Source organism: Clostridioides sp. LIBA-2809 (genome assembly GCF_056688965.1).
In genome coordinates this window covers 1,686,596-1,707,068 of sequence record NZ_CP197004.1, presented here as the reverse complement: position 1 = coordinate 1,707,068, position 20,473 = coordinate 1,686,596, and the positions used below count along the sequence as shown (strand labels likewise).

Annotated in this window: 18 protein-coding genes; 3 read left to right on the top strand and 15 right to left on the bottom strand. The window is 27.2% G+C overall.

Annotated elements, in window-relative coordinates:
- Position 1 precedes the first annotated feature (1 nt).
- The 4 genes from hisB to ACTG44_RS08180 are packed head-to-tail and all read right to left on the bottom strand — an operon-like array spanning position 2 to position 3,252.
- Entirely contained in the window at positions 2-580 is a 579-nt protein-coding gene (gene hisB / locus ACTG44_RS08195; protein WP_479921574.1) for an imidazoleglycerol-phosphate dehydratase HisB, read from the bottom strand.
- A gap of 2 nt (positions 581-582) precedes the next feature.
- Complete coding sequence (hisC, locus tag ACTG44_RS08190; RefSeq protein WP_479920136.1) at positions 583-1,632, bottom strand: histidinol-phosphate transaminase; 1,050 nt, start codon at positions 1,630-1,632, stop codon at positions 583-585.
- Between the two features lie 27 nt (positions 1,633-1,659).
- Positions 1,660-2,286: an ATP phosphoribosyltransferase gene (gene hisG / locus ACTG44_RS08185; RefSeq protein WP_021384322.1), complete on the bottom strand. Its 627-nt coding sequence runs from the start codon at positions 2,284-2,286 to the stop codon at positions 1,660-1,662.
- Positions 2,287-2,307: 21 nt separating this feature from the next.
- The gene (locus ACTG44_RS08180) at positions 2,308-3,252 is read right to left on the bottom strand and encodes an ATP phosphoribosyltransferase regulatory subunit (protein WP_021384314.1); all 945 of its coding nucleotides are present in this window, start codon (positions 3,250-3,252) and stop codon (positions 2,308-2,310) included.
- Between the two features lie 526 nt (positions 3,253-3,778).
- On the opposite strand from ACTG44_RS08180, the gene ACTG44_RS08175 reads away from it, so the two are divergent.
- Positions 3,779-3,955 (top strand): hypothetical protein, encoded by a 177-nt coding sequence (locus ACTG44_RS08175; protein WP_003420092.1) that lies wholly within the window; start codon positions 3,779-3,781, stop codon positions 3,953-3,955.
- 157 nt (positions 3,956-4,112) lie between these two features.
- Here ACTG44_RS08175 and trhA read toward each other — a convergent pair whose 3' ends face one another.
- Positions 4,113-4,766 carry a PAQR family membrane homeostasis protein TrhA gene (gene trhA, locus ACTG44_RS08170; RefSeq protein WP_021384309.1) on the bottom strand — a complete coding sequence of 218 codons (654 nt, stop codon included), beginning with the start codon at positions 4,764-4,766 and terminating at the stop codon, positions 4,113-4,115.
- Between the two features lie 160 nt (positions 4,767-4,926).
- Between trhA and ACTG44_RS08165 the strand changes: the two genes are divergently transcribed.
- Positions 4,927-5,493: a DUF1836 domain-containing protein gene (locus tag ACTG44_RS08165; RefSeq protein WP_021384316.1), complete on the top strand. Its 567-nt coding sequence runs from the start codon at positions 4,927-4,929 to the stop codon at positions 5,491-5,493.
- Positions 5,494-5,633: 140 nt separating this feature from the next.
- Here ACTG44_RS08165 and ACTG44_RS08160 read toward each other — a convergent pair whose 3' ends face one another.
- From ACTG44_RS08160 to ACTG44_RS08120, 9 genes are all read right to left on the bottom strand, one after another.
- Complete coding sequence (locus tag ACTG44_RS08160) at positions 5,634-5,843, bottom strand: hypothetical protein (RefSeq protein ID WP_021384315.1); 210 nt, start codon at positions 5,841-5,843, stop codon at positions 5,634-5,636.
- 75 nt (positions 5,844-5,918) lie between these two features.
- On the bottom strand, positions 5,919-6,572 hold the full coding sequence (locus ACTG44_RS08155) for an FMN-dependent NADH-azoreductase (protein WP_021384311.1): 654 nt from the start codon (positions 6,570-6,572) through the stop codon (positions 5,919-5,921).
- 312 nt (positions 6,573-6,884) lie between these two features.
- Positions 6,885-7,925, bottom strand: coding sequence for a Fic family protein (locus ACTG44_RS08150; protein WP_021384319.1), 1,041 nt, complete (start codon positions 7,923-7,925; stop codon positions 6,885-6,887).
- Positions 7,926-8,032: 107 nt separating this feature from the next.
- Positions 8,033-9,424 carry an MATE family efflux transporter gene (locus ACTG44_RS08145; RefSeq protein WP_021384320.1) on the bottom strand — a complete coding sequence of 464 codons (1,392 nt, stop codon included), beginning with the start codon at positions 9,422-9,424 and terminating at the stop codon, positions 8,033-8,035.
- A 119-nt stretch (positions 9,425-9,543) separates the two neighbouring features.
- Positions 9,544-11,418 (bottom strand): FtsX-like permease family protein, encoded by a 1,875-nt coding sequence (locus ACTG44_RS08140; RefSeq protein WP_479921573.1) that lies wholly within the window; start codon positions 11,416-11,418, stop codon positions 9,544-9,546.
- Positions 11,418-12,164, bottom strand: coding sequence for an ABC transporter ATP-binding protein (locus ACTG44_RS08135; protein WP_479921572.1), 747 nt, complete (start codon positions 12,162-12,164; stop codon positions 11,418-11,420). The genes ACTG44_RS08140 and ACTG44_RS08135 overlap by 1 nt, the downstream gene beginning before the upstream one ends.
- Before the next feature lie 139 nt (positions 12,165-12,303).
- Positions 12,304-14,532 (bottom strand): bifunctional diguanylate cyclase/phosphodiesterase, encoded by a 2,229-nt coding sequence (locus ACTG44_RS08130; RefSeq protein ID WP_479921571.1) that lies wholly within the window; start codon positions 14,530-14,532, stop codon positions 12,304-12,306.
- 247 nt (positions 14,533-14,779) lie between these two features.
- On the bottom strand, positions 14,780-16,174 hold the full coding sequence (gene gltA, locus ACTG44_RS08125; RefSeq protein WP_479921570.1) for an NADPH-dependent glutamate synthase: 1,395 nt from the start codon (positions 16,172-16,174) through the stop codon (positions 14,780-14,782).
- Positions 16,174-17,067 carry a sulfide/dihydroorotate dehydrogenase-like FAD/NAD-binding protein gene (locus tag ACTG44_RS08120; protein ID WP_479921569.1) on the bottom strand — a complete coding sequence of 298 codons (894 nt, stop codon included), beginning with the start codon at positions 17,065-17,067 and terminating at the stop codon, positions 16,174-16,176. The genes gltA and ACTG44_RS08120 overlap by 1 nt, the downstream gene beginning before the upstream one ends.
- 634 nt (positions 17,068-17,701) lie before the next feature.
- Between ACTG44_RS08120 and ACTG44_RS08115 the strand changes: the two genes are divergently transcribed.
- Positions 17,702-18,553 carry a sulfurtransferase gene (locus ACTG44_RS08115; protein WP_479921568.1) on the top strand — a complete coding sequence of 284 codons (852 nt, stop codon included), beginning with the start codon at positions 17,702-17,704 and terminating at the stop codon, positions 18,551-18,553.
- Positions 18,554-18,687: 134 nt separating this feature from the next.
- Here the strand turns inward: ACTG44_RS08115 and ggt are convergent, their stop codons facing one another.
- Positions 18,688-20,301, bottom strand: a complete 1,614-nt coding sequence (ggt, locus tag ACTG44_RS08110; protein ID WP_479918563.1) for a gamma-glutamyltransferase — start codon at positions 20,299-20,301, stop codon at positions 18,688-18,690.
- Positions 20,302-20,473: the final 172 nt, after the last annotated feature.

Genomic DNA, 20,473 nt, shown 5'->3' with positions numbered 1-20,473 from the left:
TCTACAAAACCCCCTTTGAAGATGCTATATCACTGGAAATTATTTCACTACCTTCTCTTAAAGCTCTTGCAAATGCTTTAAATATACTTTCTATCTTATGATGGTCATTTTCTCCATATAAAAGATTAATATGTAATGTTACTCTGGATTCATTTACAAAAGCCCTAAAAAATTCTTTAAAACATTGAGTACTCATATTACCAATCATTTGAGTATCAAATTTAGCATTAAATACAAGATATGGTCTATTGCTTATATCTATTGCTACCATTGATAGAGATTCATCCATAGGTATATAGATATTAGAATATCTCCTTATTCCTTTTTTATCACCTAAAGCATTTTTAAATGCTTCACCTATGACTATACCTATGTCTTCAACGCTATGATGGTCATCTACATATATATCACCTTTACAAAGCACCTTTAAATCAAACTTGCCATGAAATGCCATCAATGTAAGCATATGGTCTAAAAATCCTATTCCAGTATCTATTTCAGCTTTACCAGAACCATTGATATTTAGTTCTACTGAAATCTGTGTTTCAAGAGTATTTCTTTCTATCCTCCAAATTCTCATACCTATTTCTCCTTTTTCAAAATATCTCTTATAGCTTCCATAAATATAGCATTTTCTTCTTTATCACCAATTGTAACTCTATAATAGTTTTTTAACTTTCCACTAAATTCTCTTATTAGCACCCCTCTATCAATAAGTTTTTGTGATAGATTTTCAAATTCAGAATAAAATAATATAAAGTTTGCTTGTGATTTATATGCCTTAATTCCTATATCAATCATTTCTTTATATAAAACTTCTCTTTCTTTTTTTACTTCATCTATATAAGTTTTTACTACATCTTTATTTCTAAGAGCTCTTGTTGCAATGAAATCTGATAATGAATTTAAATTATATGGAGGTCTTACCTTTTCAACAGAATCTATTAAACTACTATTAGATAACATATATCCTGTTCTTATTCCAGCCAATCCAAATGCCTTTGATAAGGTTCTAAGAACTATTAGGTTTTCATACTTAAAAACATCACTCAACATACTTTCTTCTCCAAAATCCATATATGCTTCGTCTAGAACTACTAAACTATCAGTTGAATTTAAAAGTTTTATTATATCTTCCCTCTTTAGTATTGTTCCAGTTGGATTATTTGGATTACATACAATTACTATTTTAGGATTATTTTCTTTTACTTTTTCAATTACATTATCTATATTTATAACTAAATTTTCGTCACTTTCAACGCCTATAAACTTAGAGCCATTTATTTGACTATATATAGAATACATGCTAAAACTTGGAGAAAAACTTAATATCACTTCATCTTTATCTACAAAAGTGTGTATTATCAAATCAATTATTTCACTTGAGCCATTTCCTACTAAAAGATTTTTCTTACTTACTCCAAAAATGTTTATATAATCTATTATAGACTCTTTCAATTCACTATAAGAATCTTCAGGATATAAATTTAAATCTATATCACTATCAGAAATTTCTTTAATAAGATGCTTAAACAACTTCTTACTTCCTTCATTTGCATCAAGTTTTACTTTGCAATTCACATGATTTGGTTCATATCCCTTTAATTCTCTTATACTTTCTTTTTCTCTCAATTTAAACTCCTCCTTCTTAATTGTATTTTAGTTATCCAGTTCTTCAAATAAACGAATTATATTTTGAATTTGTTCGTATTTAAATCTATAACTAGCTCTATTTGATATAATTCTAGCACTTATATCACATATATCTTCCAATATTTCAAGACCATTTGCTTTAAGTGTATTACCTGTCTCAACTATATCTACAATTACATCTGATAATCCTACTATTGGAGCTAATTCTACAGAACCATTTAATTTTATTATTTCAATTTTTTGACCTTTCTCCTTAAAATATTTTTTAGCTATATTTGGATACTTTGTAGCTACTTTTAGATATTCATCTTCTCTATATATACTGTCGCCTTTTAATCCTGCTACAGCAAATTTACACTTACCAAAACCTAAGTCATATATTTCATATACATCTGTTTCATTCTCTAAAATAGTATCTTTCCCTGCTATACCAAGGTCTGCTACTCCTTTTTCAACATATGTAACTACATCTGATGGCTTGACATGTATATATATTATTTTATTTTCTTCATCTTTAAAGATTAACTTTCTTGTATCTGTGTCTATACTATCCCCTAGACCCATTTTTTTAAATTTTTTAAACGATTCTCCTTCTATTCTTCCTTTTGCTAGTGCTATAGTCAAATAATCCAAAATAACCCCTCCTTTTAACTCCTATTTATATACATACTTCATTAACTCATCAACACTTAATGTAAACCCAATAGCTGGAATTTCTTTTCCATATTCTTTAGTTAAAGAATCATATCTTCCCCCACTCAAAATCTCTTTATATGAGTTTGGATAATAACCTCTAAACATAACACCTTCATAATAATCAAGCATTGTAATCATTGATAAATCAAATCTAGCCTTATCTAAAAAATTACATTCTTCAATTAAGTTATTTATTTGCTTTAATTCTTCAAGTGCTTGTTTCATCTTATCATTACAATAGAAATTTTTTGATTTTTCAATAACAGTATATAAATTCCCTTGCAAACTTAAAATATTTGATAATAACTCTTTTATTTCATTTTTAAGCTTTAACTCTTCAATATATGCTTTTAATTCATGAGTGTTTTTCGTATACAATAAATTTTTAATTTGATTCTCACAATTCTTATTTAGGTTTAATTCTTCTAACAAGCCATTAATATACTTACTACTCCCAACTTCTAATATAAACTTATTATTGTATTTCTCAAGTATCTTAAGAGCTAATTTTACTACTTCTCTATCTGCCTCTACAGAAGATTCTCCTAGACATTCACATCCTATCTGTCTTATCTCTTTTATTCCAACTGTATTTTTATTTTTATATATTGATGAATTATAAAAAAGTTTAAGTTTTAAACCATCTTCCCATCTTGGCACAAGACTTTTGATTATACTTGTAGTTATATCAGCTCTAAGCACCATTACTTTTCCATTTACAACCTTTACCATAGATTCTTCTGGTATTTTATTGTTAATACTTGTAAACTCATCGTATTCTTCAAATAATTGTGGCTCTATTTGAAAATACTCTTCGTCTAAAAAAAGTTTATCTATTTCTCTTTTTAATTTATATCTTTTTTTAGAATAAATGACTTCATCTTCAATCCTTAAAAACTTCATATTATCACCCTTTTCATTAAAATTACTCTTCCCTTTGTAAATTTAAAACAATAAAAAGCCATATAGGCTTTATACCTATATGGCTATAATTTTCTCTTAAAATTACTTCCCATCATAGATACAAGACCAATTACACTAAAAACAGGGCTTGTGTCTATGAATTAATTTCATATTACAATCCCTTTAATCTATGATGATGGTGATGATTTAATTTTGTATTTAATTTTACTATATTTAATCTCACCATGATAATTTCCTCCCAAGTAATTTTTATTAATATTCTAAATTTACAGTTTTTTGTTACTATTAATGATAATATATTTTTCAAAAATTGGCAATAGTTATTTGTAAAATTGAATAAAATATTTTATATAGGCTTTTTATTTGTACAATTATAAATTTAATCCTTGCCTAATTTGGAAATTTTATGTATATAAAATGAAATTTCGGGAAAAATTGTAATAATTTAAAAAAACTTATTAAAATATAGTATAATAAGTATATCTTAATGTAAAGGGATGATTTTATGTATAAATATGATGACTATGTGAATTTAACAAATGATTTAGATTTACCTGTAGAAATTAGAAATAAATGTGTTAGAATTGTTAGTGTTTCAGAGAATTTAGAGGACATAATTATAGTACATAAATTCAAACTATATGTCGTAAATGAAAAGTACATTAAAGGAATTATGGAATAGACATTTTGAATGTACTATTTTTATCAAAATCTATTATAAATAAAATTTAATATTTATAATAAGGAACTGTCTTATTTGTAGAAAATATAATCTATATAAGACAGTTCCATTTTATTCATTGTAGAAATTTAGTATCAACTAATTAAACTTTTTAAAATTATAAAACATACAATAAAACAGCTAAAAAGTGAAATAAGGAACCTACCATAATAAAAATATGAAAGATTTCATGAAAACCAAATTCAGGACTTATATTAGGCTTTTTAATAATATAAATAATCGCACCTATAGAGTAAGATACACCTTCCATAATCAATAACTTAAGACAATCCTTAGGTATTGAATTGAATGCATTTATATCAAAAACAATTGCCCAACCCATAAGTAAGTATATACTTGTAGACAACCATCTAGGTGCATCCATCCAAAATATTTTTATTATTATGCCAATAAAAGCCACTATCCATATTGCTGTAACAAATATTATGCCTTCTTTTTTTCCCATAAAATTTAGACATATCGGTGTATAAGAACCAGCAATCAATACATAAATCATTGCATGGTCTACTTTTCTAAAAAATAATTCTTGTTCTGGTGTTCCCTTTAAAAAATGATAATATGAGCTTGCACTATATAAGGCAATTAACGACAATCCAAATATTGATACAGATACTATCATCAAAAGAGAGGTTTCTTGTAATGATACAGATTGAAAAACTAAAATTATAGTTGCTAAAAGAGATAAGCAAGCCCCTATAAAATGGGTTAAACTACTTATTGGGTCTCTACCCTTCAAAAAAAATTGATACATTTCGTCCTCCTACAATTATGTATTTTAAAAATCACAGTTATCAATATAGTTTTAATTACTATATTATAGATTTAATTATACCACCTTATGTTTTTTTTACAAGAGTTAATATTGTTTTATTTTCTAATTTGCTGTATTATATATATTATGGAGGTAACATATGATGAATAATGAACTTAATACTATAATACTAGAAACAGTAAATAATGCTGATATAACTTCAAATGATATTCCCTCTATCGATTTATACATGGACCAAATAATTTCTTTAATTGACAACAAACTTTCTGCCAATAAGAGATTTGAGAGTGACAAAATTCTTACCAAAACTATGATAAATAATTACAGTAAAGAGGGATTAATCAAACCTATTAAGGGAAAAAAGTATACTAAAGAACAAATTTTACAAATGATAATCATTTATTCTATGAAAAATACACTTACAATACAAGAAATTAAAAGAATCTTACATGGTGTGTACGAAAAAGATGACTTCAATGAAGAAGACTTAGTTACTTGTTATGAAAAATTCATGTCTATAAAAGAAAATCAAAGAAAGAATATGCCAAACTTTATAGATTCTAATTTTGAAAATATCAGTATAAATCCAGAAAATAAAGAAGACTTGTTGATAGCCTTATTGAGCCTTACTTCAATGGCTGACCAATTAAAAAGTATTTCAGAAAAATTAGTAGATACCTACTTCCCAGAGATTTCTAAAAAATAACTTCAATAAAGTAAGACTGAAAATAAATATTAAAATACAATATTAATTAAATCAACTTCCATTGTATACAATATAATTTTCAGTCTAAATATTAATACTTTCTATTTTTAATTCTTTCTAATAATTTCCATGTTAAGGTTCTACAAATTTAATTTTATTCTATTTAAATTTTGACAATGTGAACAATTTAAATTAACTTGGATTTGTTTGTACCCTATGAAAACGGCTTGTTTTAATATACCAGTGCCATCATCTATCATAACTACATTGTCTTTTATCTCTACACAGAAATTATTTTCTTGATTACACCAATAACAATCATACTTTTCATTACTTTTTTCTTCTCGCATGATTCTCGCCTCCTTCAATATAAGTTTCTACATTAAAAGAGGTTTTTCCTTTATATTTTTAATAAAATATTATAACTAAAATTTCATAGAATCTATTATTCCTTCTATTTTTTCAGATGCTTTCTCTATTGCACTTTGTCTTTCATCTTCACTAGTTCCAGTTCCATCTACTAATAATTCATCAAATTTCTTAATTCCTATAAATTTCATGATACTTTCCACATAATTTAACCCTTTGTTCATAACTGGTTTTAATACCCATGGTATGTGTCCACCTGAAGATTGTATATATACCATACTTCTATCAATATCATTTAAAATCCCTTGTGGTTTATCATTACCTTCAAATGATATAGTTTTTCCATCTTGAATTATACAGTCTATATATTCTTTAAGTGGTGCTGGAAAAGATAAGCTCCACATAGGTGCTGCTATTACGTATACACTTGCACTCACAAATTGGTCGCAAAGGCTCCTAATCTTCGTAAGCTCTTTTCTGTCCTTATCATCCAACTTCTTAGCATCTTCTTCATTAACTATGCAATTTCTCTTTTCAAAGTACTGATATTCAAGTCTTGGTATATGCTCTTTATAAAGGTCTATCTCTTCAACCTCAAAATCCTTGTTTTCTTCCATAAATTTATTTATAAATTTTCTTGCTACAGTTTTACTTGAAGATAAGTCTTCAGGTTTTGAATTTACATTTATATATAATAATTTTTTCTTCATAAAATCACTCCTAATATTATTTTTATATTATTATTTCACAAATATAACCATTCTATTCTGTTGACGAATCATAAAATAAATAGAGATGCAAATCTTAAATAATCTTAAAAGTAAAAAACAATAAAATACAATGTATATTAGTTACAGAAAATATTAAAGATATAATAAAAAATAGAGACTTTAACATAAGTAATTATTACAATATTTTTTATAATAAAATGTACTAAGATTAAATAATACTTAAATTTTATAATTTAAACAAAAATGGTATAGTGTTAAAACACTATACCATTACAATTATTTAAATATTTTTTAATATTTTTTCTTCCATTTTGCGCTTCTACCTCTTGCAACAACCTCTATCTTATCTTGTTTTCTTAGATTGTTAAAAACTCTATTTATTGTAGGTTCTGGAATATCAGGACATAAATCTCTTATATCTTCTTTTGTAAAATATCCAAGAGTAGAATTTATTATTTTTTCTATTCTACTAGTTTTTGTTTGTCTCTTTTTATCAGATATATTTAAACTATCATCCAACTTCTCATATGCGGTCAATATTGTCTCTAAAAAGTACTCAATCCAAGCATTCATATCTGCTTTTTCATTACCTATAGACGCTTTCAGATAATTTAAATTACTGTAATACTCATATGAACTGTCATCAAATATTTTTCCTAAACTTATATATCTTCCAACTTCATATCCATTTTTATTTAGCAACAATAGGATAAGCACTCTCGCCATTTTTATATTACCTTCTTTGAATGGATGTATCAATATGAAATCTAACACAAATGCAGAAATTAATATTAATATATCAATTTCATCTTCCTCTATCAATGTATTATAAGCTTCACATATTTCTTCTATAGCTTTTTCGACCTTATTGATGCTTGAATCAATACTTATGAATTCACCACATTTTAAATTGTGCTCAATAAAATCATTATCTGATTTGTAGCTTCCTCCTCTAGTAGATGAAAATTTATATAAGTATCCATGAAGCTCAAGAATTGTTTGTGAACTTATTGGAATACTTTCATAAGCACTATTAATAGTTTTTACTACATCTCTGTATTCAACAATACTCAATTCTTCTCTACTTCTAGGTGTAACTTCATTACTTATTAATTTTTCTAAATTAAAATTACTACTATCTCTTTGATTTCCAATGTATGTAGATTCAGAACAATCTACTAAAGATTTTTTTTCTAATCTTTCTAAAATGTCTTTTGGTTGTTTTTTGTAAAGCAGTTGTCTTCCCTTATACTCATTTATCTTAGACAACATTCTTGCTACATTCATGTTTACATACATATTTTTTAATTTGCTTTTCTTTGTAAATTCCATAAAATCACTCCATAATTAGAATTTCTCTTATCCTTGACAGCGGTTTTATTTTATCATATAATTGTGTTTTTTGCAATTTCTTGCTCAATTATCTGAATTTATATTTTTTATTCTGTTGTTATCTCATTTAATTTTTCACTTTCATTCAACCTTTCACTCTTCGGAGTATATCTTTTTAACTCTTTAAATACAACTATACCTGTAATTACTGTAGCTATAAAGTCAGATACTGGTTGAGCTGTCCATACACCCTGCAAACCTAAGAATGTAGGAAGAATTAGTACTGCTGGTATCAATAAAATTACTTGTCTTAAGAGACTTAACAACATTGCCATTTTGGCTTTTCCTATAGATTGTATAAAGTTTGTTCCTGTAACTGATAAGCCTACAATTGGCAACATAAGTAAGTATATTCTTAATCCATTAACAGATATATTCATAAGTTCAGGGTCTTTATTAAATATTCCTATAATCGCTTCTGGGAAAAGTACAATTACCACCATACCCATGCATAAAATTATAGTAGCCACTACTAATGAACCTAAATATGCTTTTTTAACTCTATCATATTTTTCAGCTCCATAATTGAAACCTATAATAGGTTGCGCTCCTTGATTTATTCCAAAGATAGGCATTAAAAATACCATTGCGATAGATGAAATTGTAGCCATAGCCCCTATAGCCAAATCTCCACCATGAGTTTTAAGTGCAATATTTGATATGACCTGAACCAAACTTGCTGCAAGTTGCATTGCAAATGGAGACATACCTATTGCAAATACTGCTTTTATTAGTTTTTTATCTAATTTTAAATTAGATTTACTGAATCGTAAGTTTGATTTTCCACTTATATAATATCCTATAGTTAAAACAGCTGTAAGAGCTTGAGAAGTTATTGTAGCAATTGCAGCCCCTTGTATTCCCAAATTAAATCCAAATATTAATATCCAATCTAAAACTATATTAGTTAAACATCCTACTATCATTATTCCTGCTGAAATTTTAGGACTACCATCAGCTCTTATTGAGTGGTTTAAAGAAAAGGAAAGAAGATTTACTACTGTACCTAATAATATGATATTTATATATGATTTTGCATATATAAGAGTATTTTCACTTGCTCCAAATAATGTAAGTATCTTATTTGCAAATAATATTCCAAGTATCATTATAATAATTCCTGTTATTACAGATAATGTCATTGCATTTCCTATAAGCTTTCTTGCCTCTTCTACTTTACCTTGCCCAAGTTTTATTGATATTGTAGTAGTGGTTCCTATACCTATCAACATACCAAATGCAAGTATTATTGTCATTATCGGCATTGTAACACCAAGACCTGTTATTGCAAGTGGCCCAACTCCTGGTATATTTCCAATAAAGATTCTATCTACTACATTATATAAACTATTTACCAACATACCTATTATTGCTGGTATAGAGTATTTAAGTAGTAATTTACTAATTCGTTCTGTTCCTAATAATTGTTGATTTTCCATCAAGTCTCCTCCTTCTTCTAATATTCAATTTTCCACATATTACAAGGGAGGTGCAAATGCCCTCCCTTAATATTAACTACTTTTTAAATATTAATTTTATATATCTATTATATACCACTTTAATCAAAAAACCAAACTTTTCTAATATAAAATTTTTTTAACAAATAAAAATAAAGTGTATATATAGATGAGAGCACTAGTAATATACCCAAATTTTCTAGGTTAAAACTACTGTTTAATATATTATTTAAAAAGAATAGAGAAAGCATGGTATTTGCAATTGCTATGAAATACGGTATAAAAAATAAGGTCCCTATCTCTATACTAACAATTTTATTCATATTTTTAAAAGATAGACCTATTTTTGATAGATTTTTATATTTAACTTTATCCGATGGCTCATCTGTATATAATCTGAAATATAAAAAACTGAAAACTCCCATAAACAATATCACACCTATAAAAATACCCATAAACTGTAGAATTTTACTTTGCTGTAACTCTACTAAATACATATCTGGTAAAGTTAAAAAATATGATTTATTATACTCTCTATCCAAATTAAAATATTTTTCTTTTAGGTTTTCAGTTATATTCGCACTAGTCTGCCAGTTATTATAATCAAATCCATGAAAACTCATTTTTGAAAATTCATTTTTTATATCATTGTATAAACTATCATTTATAATTATAACTTTATTAAACATTCCAGTAGGAAAGATTATATTATTTGATGATTTTTTTATTTTTATATTTACATGTTTTATATTATAATTTTTTATTTGTTTTAAAAAATTTATATGTTCTTTTGAATTACTACCAGGAATTAATATACCTTCATCCTTTTTTAGATTAACTTTGTCTAATTTTAATTGTTTTGACAATTCATTATAACTTCTTACACTTAATAGTGCTTCTCTATTGTGTTTAAGTATAGAAAAACTCACCTCTTTATAATCATATCCTTTAATTGTATTTCTAATTTGTTGTACTTCTTCATATTCTTTTTCATTATTATCTTCGGAGAAATATGAGTAAACCATTGGGAAGTTATTTTTAGAAGATTTTCCTTGAGAACTTACAAGTGTTGAAGTTGTTGTAAACGCTACTAAGGTAGTTGATAAAAGTATTGTCATTAAAAATAATAATCGTGTATTATCTTTTAATTTATACATTAGGTTACTTATAAGCAACATATTCACTTTATTTTTATAAATTTTTTCTTTATTTTTTAAATATTTTAATATTAAAATCATAAATTGAGAAAAAAATAGAAATGTACCTAAAGTAATTAGTAGTGTTATTGTGTACATACCTCCATTTATTTTTAACTTATTACCAAATAGAATCATTGTATACCCTATTATAAGACATGCTATACAAATTATGCCAAGCAACTTTGAAGTTTTTATATCTTTTTTAGGCTTTTTTGTGCCTACTAAAAGCTCTAAAACATTATTCTTATTCAATAATTTTAAGCTCAATGGCCCTGTTATTAAAAATAAAATTGTAAAACATATAACTGTAGTCAATATTGCCTTTATTGGAAAATAAATTTCTGCCAAGTTTATATAAAACAACTTGCTTAAATACAGCAAAAACAATTTAGAAATCGACAATCCAAGCAATATTCCTAATATGATTGCTAAAGAACCTATTATTAAGTTTTCAATTAATATCAATCTTTTTAGTTGTCTATTACTCATTCCAGTTATCATCAATATTCCAAAATCTTTTAATCTATATTTTAAGAAATTTCCTAGAGAATACAATATAAAAAGCAAACTAAATACTAGTATTATTAATTCTGAAACCATAAGAGCCATAAATGCAGTAGAGCCATTTTGAATTCCTGATTCTGTTATTATTGGATGAAACATAGATACAGCAAAAACAAAAAATATCATTATAGAAAAAACTGAACTGAAAAAATATGCTAAATATGCCCTAAAATTTCTAATTATATTATTATAAGCAAATCTTCTAAAATCCACTATCTTGCACCTCCTAGTTTAGACAATACAGATAGTATTTCATCATAGAAAGAATTACTACTTCCAGATTTTTTTATTTCCGTATATATACATCCATCCTTTATAAAAATTACTCTATCTGAATAACTTGCACTATATGCTTCATGAGTTACCATAAGTGTAGTTACATTTTGTTCTTTGTTTATCTTATTAAATAATCTTAGAACATCATCGGTAGATTTTGAGTCAAGGTTTCCAGTTGGTTCATCTGCAAGTAGTAGCGAAGGTCTATTTATAATTGCTCTAGCAATAGCACATCTTTGAGCTTGACCTCCTGAAATTTCATAGGTTCTTCTATCTAAAAGTTTATCAATCCCTAAAAATTCAGCTATATTTCTAGTTTGTCTATTCATATCTTTAATACTTGTGCCATCTAATGTAAGCGGTAACATGATATTTTCACCAACAGTTAAAGTATCAATTAAATTGAAATCCTGAAATACAAAACCAAGTTGTTTCCTTCTAAATTCAGCAAGTTTTTCTCCTTCCAATTTACTTATATCATATCCATCTAATATAACTTTACCTTCACTCTGTTTATCGACTGTAGAGATTATATTTAAAAGGGTAGATTTACCACTTCCAGATGGACCCATAACAGCTACAAACTCTCCTTTTTCTATATTTATACTAACTTTATCTAAAGCTTTAAATGAAACCTTTCCACAATATGTTTTTGATATATTTTCAATACTTAATATGTTCATTTTATATTCTCCATAATTTTTTTATTTTTACTACAATACTATATTATCGTGAACATACTACTTTAACCATAAAAATACCCTAACAATTAACTTACATATTTGTAAGACAATTAAATTAGGGCATTAAACAATCTAATTATTATTGATTAGTATTAAATTTAAAGTTCAAACGGTTTTCAAATTCATCTAACACCATAGGTTTAGCAAATAAGTATCCTTGAACTTTATCACAACCTATTTCTTTCAAAAACTCTACTTGTTCATAAGTTTCTACACCTTCACAGATTACTTTAATATCAATAGCTTTTGCCATTTCTACTATCTTAGAAATAATAATCTTTCCTCGCTTTGTATCTGTTGTCTCAATTAAAAAACCTCTATCTAATTTTAAAACATCAAAAGGAAGGTCTTTTAATAAATTTAAAGATGAATACCCTGAACCGAAGTCATCCATTGATATAATAAATCCTATTTCTTTAAGTTTTTTCATTATGTTAATCAATATGTCTAAATTATCAAATACAACACTTTCTGTTAGTTCAAGTTCAATAAACTCAGGAGATATCTCATACTTATTTATCAAATCAGTGATATTTTCTATGAAATTATCTCTGTACAAATGAACTCTAGACATATTCACTGAGATTGGTACAGGAGTATATCCTTCACTTATCCATTTGTTCAGTGTCTTACAAACTTCTTCAAAGACAAACATATCAATATTTACAATAAAACCATTTTTTTCAAATAAAGGTATAAAATCTATAGGTGAAATAAATCCCATTTCTGGACTATCCCATCTTATCAGAGCTTCTGCACCCTCAATTTCATTTCCATCATTTAGACTGTATTTAGGCTGATAATACACTATAAACTCACCTTTTTCTAAAGCCTTATTCATATTATCTTCCAATCGTTTTTCTTTATACAATCGATTTCTTGTCTCTTCATTAAAAAATGAATATGAGTGTTCGTATTTTTCTTTTTTAGTTTTTGCTGCAATATTTGCTCTATCAATTAATAAATCAATCTGTTGAACATCATCTTTTCCAGTAATTTTATATATTCCACTTGACATAACAATTTTATATTTAGATGAATTAGCAGTATCTAAGTTACAAATTTCATTATTTATTTTAGACAGTCTATTTAAAAGTTCATCTTCAGTACTACAAAAAACCAATAACATAAAATGGTCATTATCCATCCTAGCGCAAATTTCATATTTATTCATATTATTATTTAAAACATGTGCAATATGCATTAATATCTTATTTCCCTCAGCATAACCAAACATCTCGTTTATATATTTAAATTTATTGACATCCAATTGTACCAAGTAGAAGTCATCTCGATAGTAATTCTTTAGAATATACATAGAATCTTTTCTAAACTTTTCCTTATTTTTTATTCCACTTAAAGAATCATAATAAGCCAACTTTTTAAGCTGTTCTATTAACTTGGCATTGCTTAATTTCCACAATATCATAAATATTAATATATAGAAATACAATTTGATTATAAAATTAATTATTAGGCTTCTAAAGTTTTTAAATATATCACATTTTGATATTAAAGTCCAATTAGTGCCTTTAATACTTGTATATCTTAAATTATATAATTTCCAGTTATTCCAATATAAAAAGTTATTTTGGTGCTTTTCATTTATATTTTTTGAAATTTCTTTTTTAGTGCTTCCTGTGATATTTCCTTCTAAATCAAAAAGATTACTTTTATTATCAACATAGTTTTTATTTGGATGAGAAATAACAGTATAATCTTTGTCTATCATTAGAAATTTAATAGAATCATCAAAGTTACTTCTACTTACTATCTTATTTACATCTTGAAAATAAAAAGAAGCAAAAATGGTTCCAATCACCTCATTATTTTTTATAATAGGTACATATATAATAAATACTTTATCACCTGTAACATTACTAACTTCAATGTCTGAAACTACTACTTGCTTTGTTTTAAGTGTTTTCTTAAAACTAACTTTATCTTTTATTGAACCAATTTTCTCCCTATATGTACTTGAAGTGTTTCCTTTTGTATCTGTTATACCAATCATAAAAAGATTATATTCTTTTTGATATGGTCTTAATAATTTTCCTTTTTCTATTAGAGATGTTTCACTATTAGAGAATCTATCATCTTGACTAAGAGCTTTTAATAAAGAAGTATTTGTTTTTAAATAGTCTTCAAGCTCTCTCTTAGATACCTCAATCATATTTCTAGAAGTAACTTCCATAGAATTACTTGCATATATAATTATGCTTGTGAAATCAATCAAGACTAACAGCATTAGTAAAATTAATATATGCTTAAAAATTAGCCCATCAAATACTTTTTCTTTTTTTCTCATATTAAAACACCATTGATTATATGATTTGGTTTTTTGTTATCTAGTGTTAGATTTAACAAATTTGATTTTGTTGACCACACATTATTACCTCCTTATAAAACCTTTATTGTATACTATTTTATCATAATTATGTCTAATTATGGTAAAATAGTGTCAAATATTATAATAACAAGGGTTACATAAATACAAAAACAAAAAAATACCAAGCTAGAAATTATATTCTAGCTTGGTATTTTTAATTTACAAATTAAGCATTAACTTTTGCTTTTAAATATTCATCTATTGAAGCTGCTGCTGTTTTACCAGCTCCCATTGCAGATATTACTGTTGCTGCTCCAGTAACAGCATCTCCACCTGCAAATACTCCTTCTTTAGAAGTTTGACCATTTTCATCTGTTATCAAACATCTTCTTTTATTTATATCAAGACTCTTTGTTGTAGAAGATATTAATGGATTTGGACTTGTACCAAGTGACATTATAACTGTGTCTACATCAAGTACAAATTCAGAACCTTCTATTTCTATAGGTCTTCTTCTTCCAGAATCATCTGGCTCTCCTAATTCCATTCTTATACAAACCATACCTTTAACATATCCATTTTCATCTACTAAAATTTCTTTAGGGTTTGTCAATGTATTAAATATAATACCTTCTTCTTTTGCATGGTGTACTTCTTCAGCTCTTGCTGGAAGCTCTTTTTCACTTCTTCTATAAACTATATATGATTCTGAACCTAATCTTAATGCAGTTCTAGCAGCGTCCATAGCAACATTTCCACCACCAACTACAGCAACTTTTTTACCAGAACTAATAGGTGTGTCATAGTCATCTCTGTAAGCTTTCATTAAGTTTACTCTAGTTAAAAACTCATTTGCAGAAAATACTCCATTTGCATTTTCTCCTGGTATATTCATAAACATTGGAAGACCAGCTCCTGAACCTATGAATATAGCTTCAAATCCTTCATCTTCTATAAGCTCATCTACTGTTATTGTTTTACCAACAATTACGTTAGTTTCTATTTTTACGCCTAATTTTCTTATATTATCTATTTCAGGTTGAACAACAGCTTGTTTTGGAAGTCTAAATTCAGGTATACCATAAGTTAAAACTCCGCCTGGCTCATGCATTGCTTCAAAGATTGTTACATCATAACCTTTTTTAGCTAAATCGCCAGCACAAGCTAAACCTGCTGGACCACTTCCTATTACTGCTACTTTTTGATTTTTCTTAGGCTCTGTATCAGATAGATTTATATCATTTTCTTTTGACCAATCTGCTACAAATCTTTCTAGCTTACCTATTGATACTGCATCTGATTTTATTCCAAGTATACATACACCTTCACATTGACTTTCTTGTGGGCATACTCTACCACAAACAGCTGGTAATGAACTACTCTTAGCTATTACTTTAGCAGCACCTTCTATATCATCTTCTTTAACTTTTGTTATAAATCCTGGAATATCTATTCCTACTGGACATCCACCTACACATTTTGGTTTTTTACAAGCCAAACATCTATTAGCTTCTGCAATAGCTTCTTCTTTATTGTATCCTAAACACACTTCTTCAAAATTTGTCGCTCTTACAGCAGGTTCTTGTTCTCTAACTGGTACTTTTACTTTTTTAGCATCCATTATTTGTTACCTCCACATCCACAATTACTATGATGATGACTATCGCCTTCTTCAAGTTTTAGCATAGCTCTTCCTTCTTGAGTCTTGTACATAGATTGTCTTCTCATTGCTTGGTCAAAGTCAACTAAATGTCCATCAAATTCTGGTCCATCTACACATGCAAACTTAGTTTCATCTCCAACACTAACTCTACAACCACCACACATACCTGTTCCATCAATCATTATTGTATTTAAACTTACTATAGTAGGTATATTTAGATTTTTAGTTAATTGGCACATAAATTTCATCATTATCATTGGTCCAATTACTATTGCTTGGTCATATTTTTTGCCTTGATTATCAACTAAATCTTGTAATAAATCTGTAACTCTTCCATTAAATCCATATGTACCATCATCTGTTGATACGTATACGTTTTTAGCTACTTCTCTCATATCATCTTCTAGTATGATTAATTCTTTAGTTCTTGCACCAATTATTACATCTACATCTAGTCCATTTTCTTTAAACCATTTAACTTGTGGATACACTGGTGCAGAACCAACTCCACCAGCTACAAATAATATTTTTTTATTTTTTAATTCTTCTATATCTTCATGTATAAATTCACTTGCTTGTCCTAATGGCCCTACAAAATCCATTACAAAATCGTTTTCTTCAAACATTGCTAACTTTTTAGTTGAAGCACCAACTGTTTGGAATACAATAGTTACTGTTCCTTTTTCTCTATCATAGTCAGCTATTGTAAGAGGAATTCTTTCTCCCTTTTCGTCATTTTTAATTATTATAAATTGACCAGGTTGAGAAGATTTTGCAACTCTAGGCGCCTCTATTTCCATCAAATAAATACTATCTGTTAATTGTCTCTTACTAACTATTTTATTACTCATCTCGCTATTCTCCATTCTAACAAATATATTTTTCCCACTCTAAATTTAATTAAAAACATAAACACACAAAACTATAACTTCATTATAATATAATATAATATTAGTTCTTTATTAATTGTTTTGTATTGGACACCCCCTCTATAAAATAATTATAATTGCCCAAATTACAAATAGTTGATATTAACAAATTTCTTTTAACTGCCAATAAACACTAGATCTTATATCATATGTCTAATTTGTTATAGATTTAACCTAATACACACTTAAAGTATACTATATTATGCCAAATTTGTAACAAAAATTTTATAAATACATAATAAAATTTTTTTATTCAATTATTTATTTAATAAATTAACTTAGATTTTCATAATAACACCAATTTCTTTAAAAACTAAACGTGTATAAGGCTTTAATCTATTGCAATACCAGCTTTCATATTATCTAAAATATACCCTTATTTTATTATATATCTAAAATTTTCAATATTCATTAATTATTTGAATTTTTATATAAAATTTTTACAATTTCTAAAGATTTATTTACTTATGTAATAAATTATAATAATATTAATTTATAAAGTTAATAATTAATATGAATGAAAATAAAAATAATATAAGAATAGGAGGTACATTCTTTGAAAAACATTATTTCTGCAAAAGAACTCATATCAAAACTGGAACAAAATGATAATCTAGTCGTTATAGATTGTAGATTTGACCTTATTAATAGAACTTATGGTATTGATTCTTATAAAAAAGGGCACATAAAAGGTAGTTTTATCTTAGATATAGACAAGGATTTATCGTCTCCTACAAAAGAGCATGGTGGTAAAAACCCTTTACAAGACCCTTTCATATTAAAGGAAAAATTAGAAAAAATGGGTGTTGATAATGACACTACAATTGTAACTTATGATGATGGAGATTTAAATGGAGCTTGTAGACTATTTTTCCAATTAAAACACTTAGGTCTTAAGAATGTCTATGTGTTAGATGGCGGAATAACATCTTTCGTAAAGGAAGGTGGAGAACTAGAAGAAAAAGTAAATATTCCAAATTGTACAGGTAAGGAAATTAATCCAAATATAAATGATGATTTGGTTGTACCAATGGAATATGTTAAATCCAAATTATATAAAAAAGATACTATCATTATAGATTGTCGTGCTAATGAAAGATACCAAGGTTTAGTTGAACCTGCTTACTCAAAAGCTGGTCATATACCTAGTGCTAAAAATTATTTTTGCAAGGATTTAATAAAAAGTAGTTTTGAAGATGGCTCACTTAAAGACATGGAATTTTTAAAAGATTTCTTTAAAGATTTAAATACTTATGATGAAGTAATTTTATCTTGTGGCTCAGGAATATCTGCTTGTGTCAATAGCCTTGCTCTTAGAGAACTTGACATACCTCATAAGATTTATGTTGGTAGCTTTAGTGACTGGATTAGCTATGATGATAATGAAATTAAGACTGGTCAAGAATAAAGCTAATAATATATAAAAATCCGTAGATAATATCTTAAATATTTTAAAGGCGTTAGTCATTTTAGACTTTCGCCTTTAATTGTTATTTCATATACGTTTTTGAATTCATTATAATATACATTCACTTAATAATATTAATATACTGCAACATGACCATCACATCTTGATTCTGTTGCACAAATATAACTTTCTTGCTCTGTTTTGAATATTATTTGACCTCTTCCCATATCAACACTATCATTAATTACTTTTATTTCATGCCCTTTTTCAGTTAATGAATCTACTATATGTTTTGGCATATCTGATTCAACTTCAATTCTCTTGCCTTCTATCCACTGCCATCTTGGAGCATCTAGTGCTTCTTGAGGATTTAAACCAAAGTCTATCATGTTTGTTAGTACTTGAATATGTCCCTGTGGTTGCATAAAAGCACCCATTACACCAAATGGTCCTATTGCTTTATCTTCTTTGCCTAAAAATCCAGGTATTATAGTATGATAAGGTTTTTTAAATGGTTTTACTACATTATGGTGCTTAGGGTCTAAGTTGAAATTATTCCCTCTACTATGTAATGCAATCCCAGTATTTGGTATCACAATGCCAGAACCAAAGTTTATATAGTTACTCTGTATATATGAAACCATATTTCCATCCTTGTCAGCAGTACAAAGATATACTGTACCACCACAATATGGCTCTCCTGCACTTGGATACAGAGCATTTTTATTATCAATTAATGAACTTCTTTTTTTTGCGTACTCTTGGTTTAATAATTCTTGAATTTTTACCTTCATGTGTTCTATATCAGTTACATAAGTTTTAGAATCTGCAAAAGCTAATTTTAAACTCTCTATAATTTTATGTATATCTTCCACATTATCTATATTTCCTTCTATCTCTAGTTCTTTTAATATATTAAGTGCCATTAAAACTGTTATTCCATGTCCATTTGGCGGAATTTCAAATATTTTATATCCCTTATATTCCGTACTTATAGGCTCTACCCATGTTGGATAAAAACGTTCTAAATCACTTTTTCTTATAGCTCCATGGAATTTTATAGAATACTCATCTATTTTATCAGCAAGTCTTCCTCTATAAAAGCTTTCAGATTGAGTATTTGCTATCTCTTCCAATGTATTTGCCTGTTCTTCACATATAAATATATCTCCAGCTTCTGGAGCTTTGCCATCTTTAGAAAATGTATCAAACCACGGTTTGAATTCTTCTCCAACAAGTTCTTTTTTGTATAGTTCATATGATTTTTTCCACACTTTAGCCACATTAGGTGATACTACGTAACCTTCTCTGGCATAGTTTATTGCTGGAGATAAACATTCTATTAAACTAAGTTTACCATACTTTTTATTTAATTCTGCCCAAGCTGCAGGTATTCCAGGTACAGTTACTGCTCCAAACCCATACTTTGGCATTTCCTCCATATTATCATAATTATTTAATTCCATTTTTTCTGGAGCAAAACCACTCGAGTTCAAACCATACAATCGTTTTTCTTCATCTATCCAAACAAGTGCATATGCATCTCCACCAATCCCATTGCTTGTTGGTTCCACCACTGCCAATGTAGCAGCTGTTGCAACTGCTGCATCTACAGCATTTCCACCTTTCTTTAGTATTTCAAGTCCAGCTTGAGATGCCAGTGGTGTTGATGTTGCAACTGCACCATTTTTGGCATACACGACATTTCTTATTGATGAATATTTATGTTGATAAGCGTTAAACTTCACAAACTTCAACTCCTTGTCATTTTTTATTTGATAGTTTTCCTAAATTTATTATATAACATCGAGTAATACAACTGATACAAAATATAAACTTTTTCCAAAGCTTAATTCCTTCATTTCAATACGCCCTAATATAAATTATAAGATTTTCTATCTTACCTTAAAAGGATTTAAT

Bases quoted from the DNA above. Each gene is read 5' to 3' on its own strand.
- hisB (WP_479921574.1), bottom strand. From the start codon at position 580: ATGAGAATTTGGAGGATAGAAAGAAATACTCTTGAAACACAGATTTCA.
- ACTG44_RS08180 (WP_021384314.1), bottom strand. From the start codon at position 3,252: ATGAAGTTTTTAAGGATTGAAGATGAAGTCATTTATTCTAAAAAAAGA.
- ACTG44_RS08175 (WP_003420092.1), top strand. From the start codon at position 3,779: ATGTATAAATATGATGACTATGTGAATTTAACAAATGATTTAGATTTA.
- trhA (WP_021384309.1), bottom strand. From the start codon at position 4,766: ATGTATCAATTTTTTTTGAAGGGTAGAGACCCAATAAGTAGTTTAACC.
- ACTG44_RS08165 (WP_021384316.1), top strand. From the start codon at position 4,927: ATGATGAATAATGAACTTAATACTATAATACTAGAAACAGTAAATAAT.
- ACTG44_RS08160 (WP_021384315.1), bottom strand. From the start codon at position 5,843: ATGCGAGAAGAAAAAAGTAATGAAAAGTATGATTGTTATTGGTGTAAT.
- ACTG44_RS08155 (WP_021384311.1), bottom strand. From the start codon at position 6,572: ATGAAGAAAAAATTATTATATATAAATGTAAATTCAAAACCTGAAGAC.
- ACTG44_RS08150 (WP_021384319.1), bottom strand. From the start codon at position 7,925: ATGGAATTTACAAAGAAAAGCAAATTAAAAAATATGTATGTAAACATG.
- ACTG44_RS08145 (WP_021384320.1), bottom strand. From the start codon at position 9,424: ATGGAAAATCAACAATTATTAGGAACAGAACGAATTAGTAAATTACTA.
- ACTG44_RS08135 (WP_479921572.1), bottom strand. From the start codon at position 12,164: ATGAACATATTAAGTATTGAAAATATATCAAAAACATATTGTGGAAAG.
- ACTG44_RS08130 (WP_479921571.1), bottom strand. From the start codon at position 14,532: ATGAGAAAAAAAGAAAAAGTATTTGATGGGCTAATTTTTAAGCATATA.
- gltA (WP_479921570.1), bottom strand. From the start codon at position 16,174: ATGGATGCTAAAAAAGTAAAAGTACCAGTTAGAGAACAAGAACCTGCT.
- ACTG44_RS08120 (WP_479921569.1), bottom strand. From the start codon at position 17,067: ATGAGTAATAAAATAGTTAGTAAGAGACAATTAACAGATAGTATTTAT.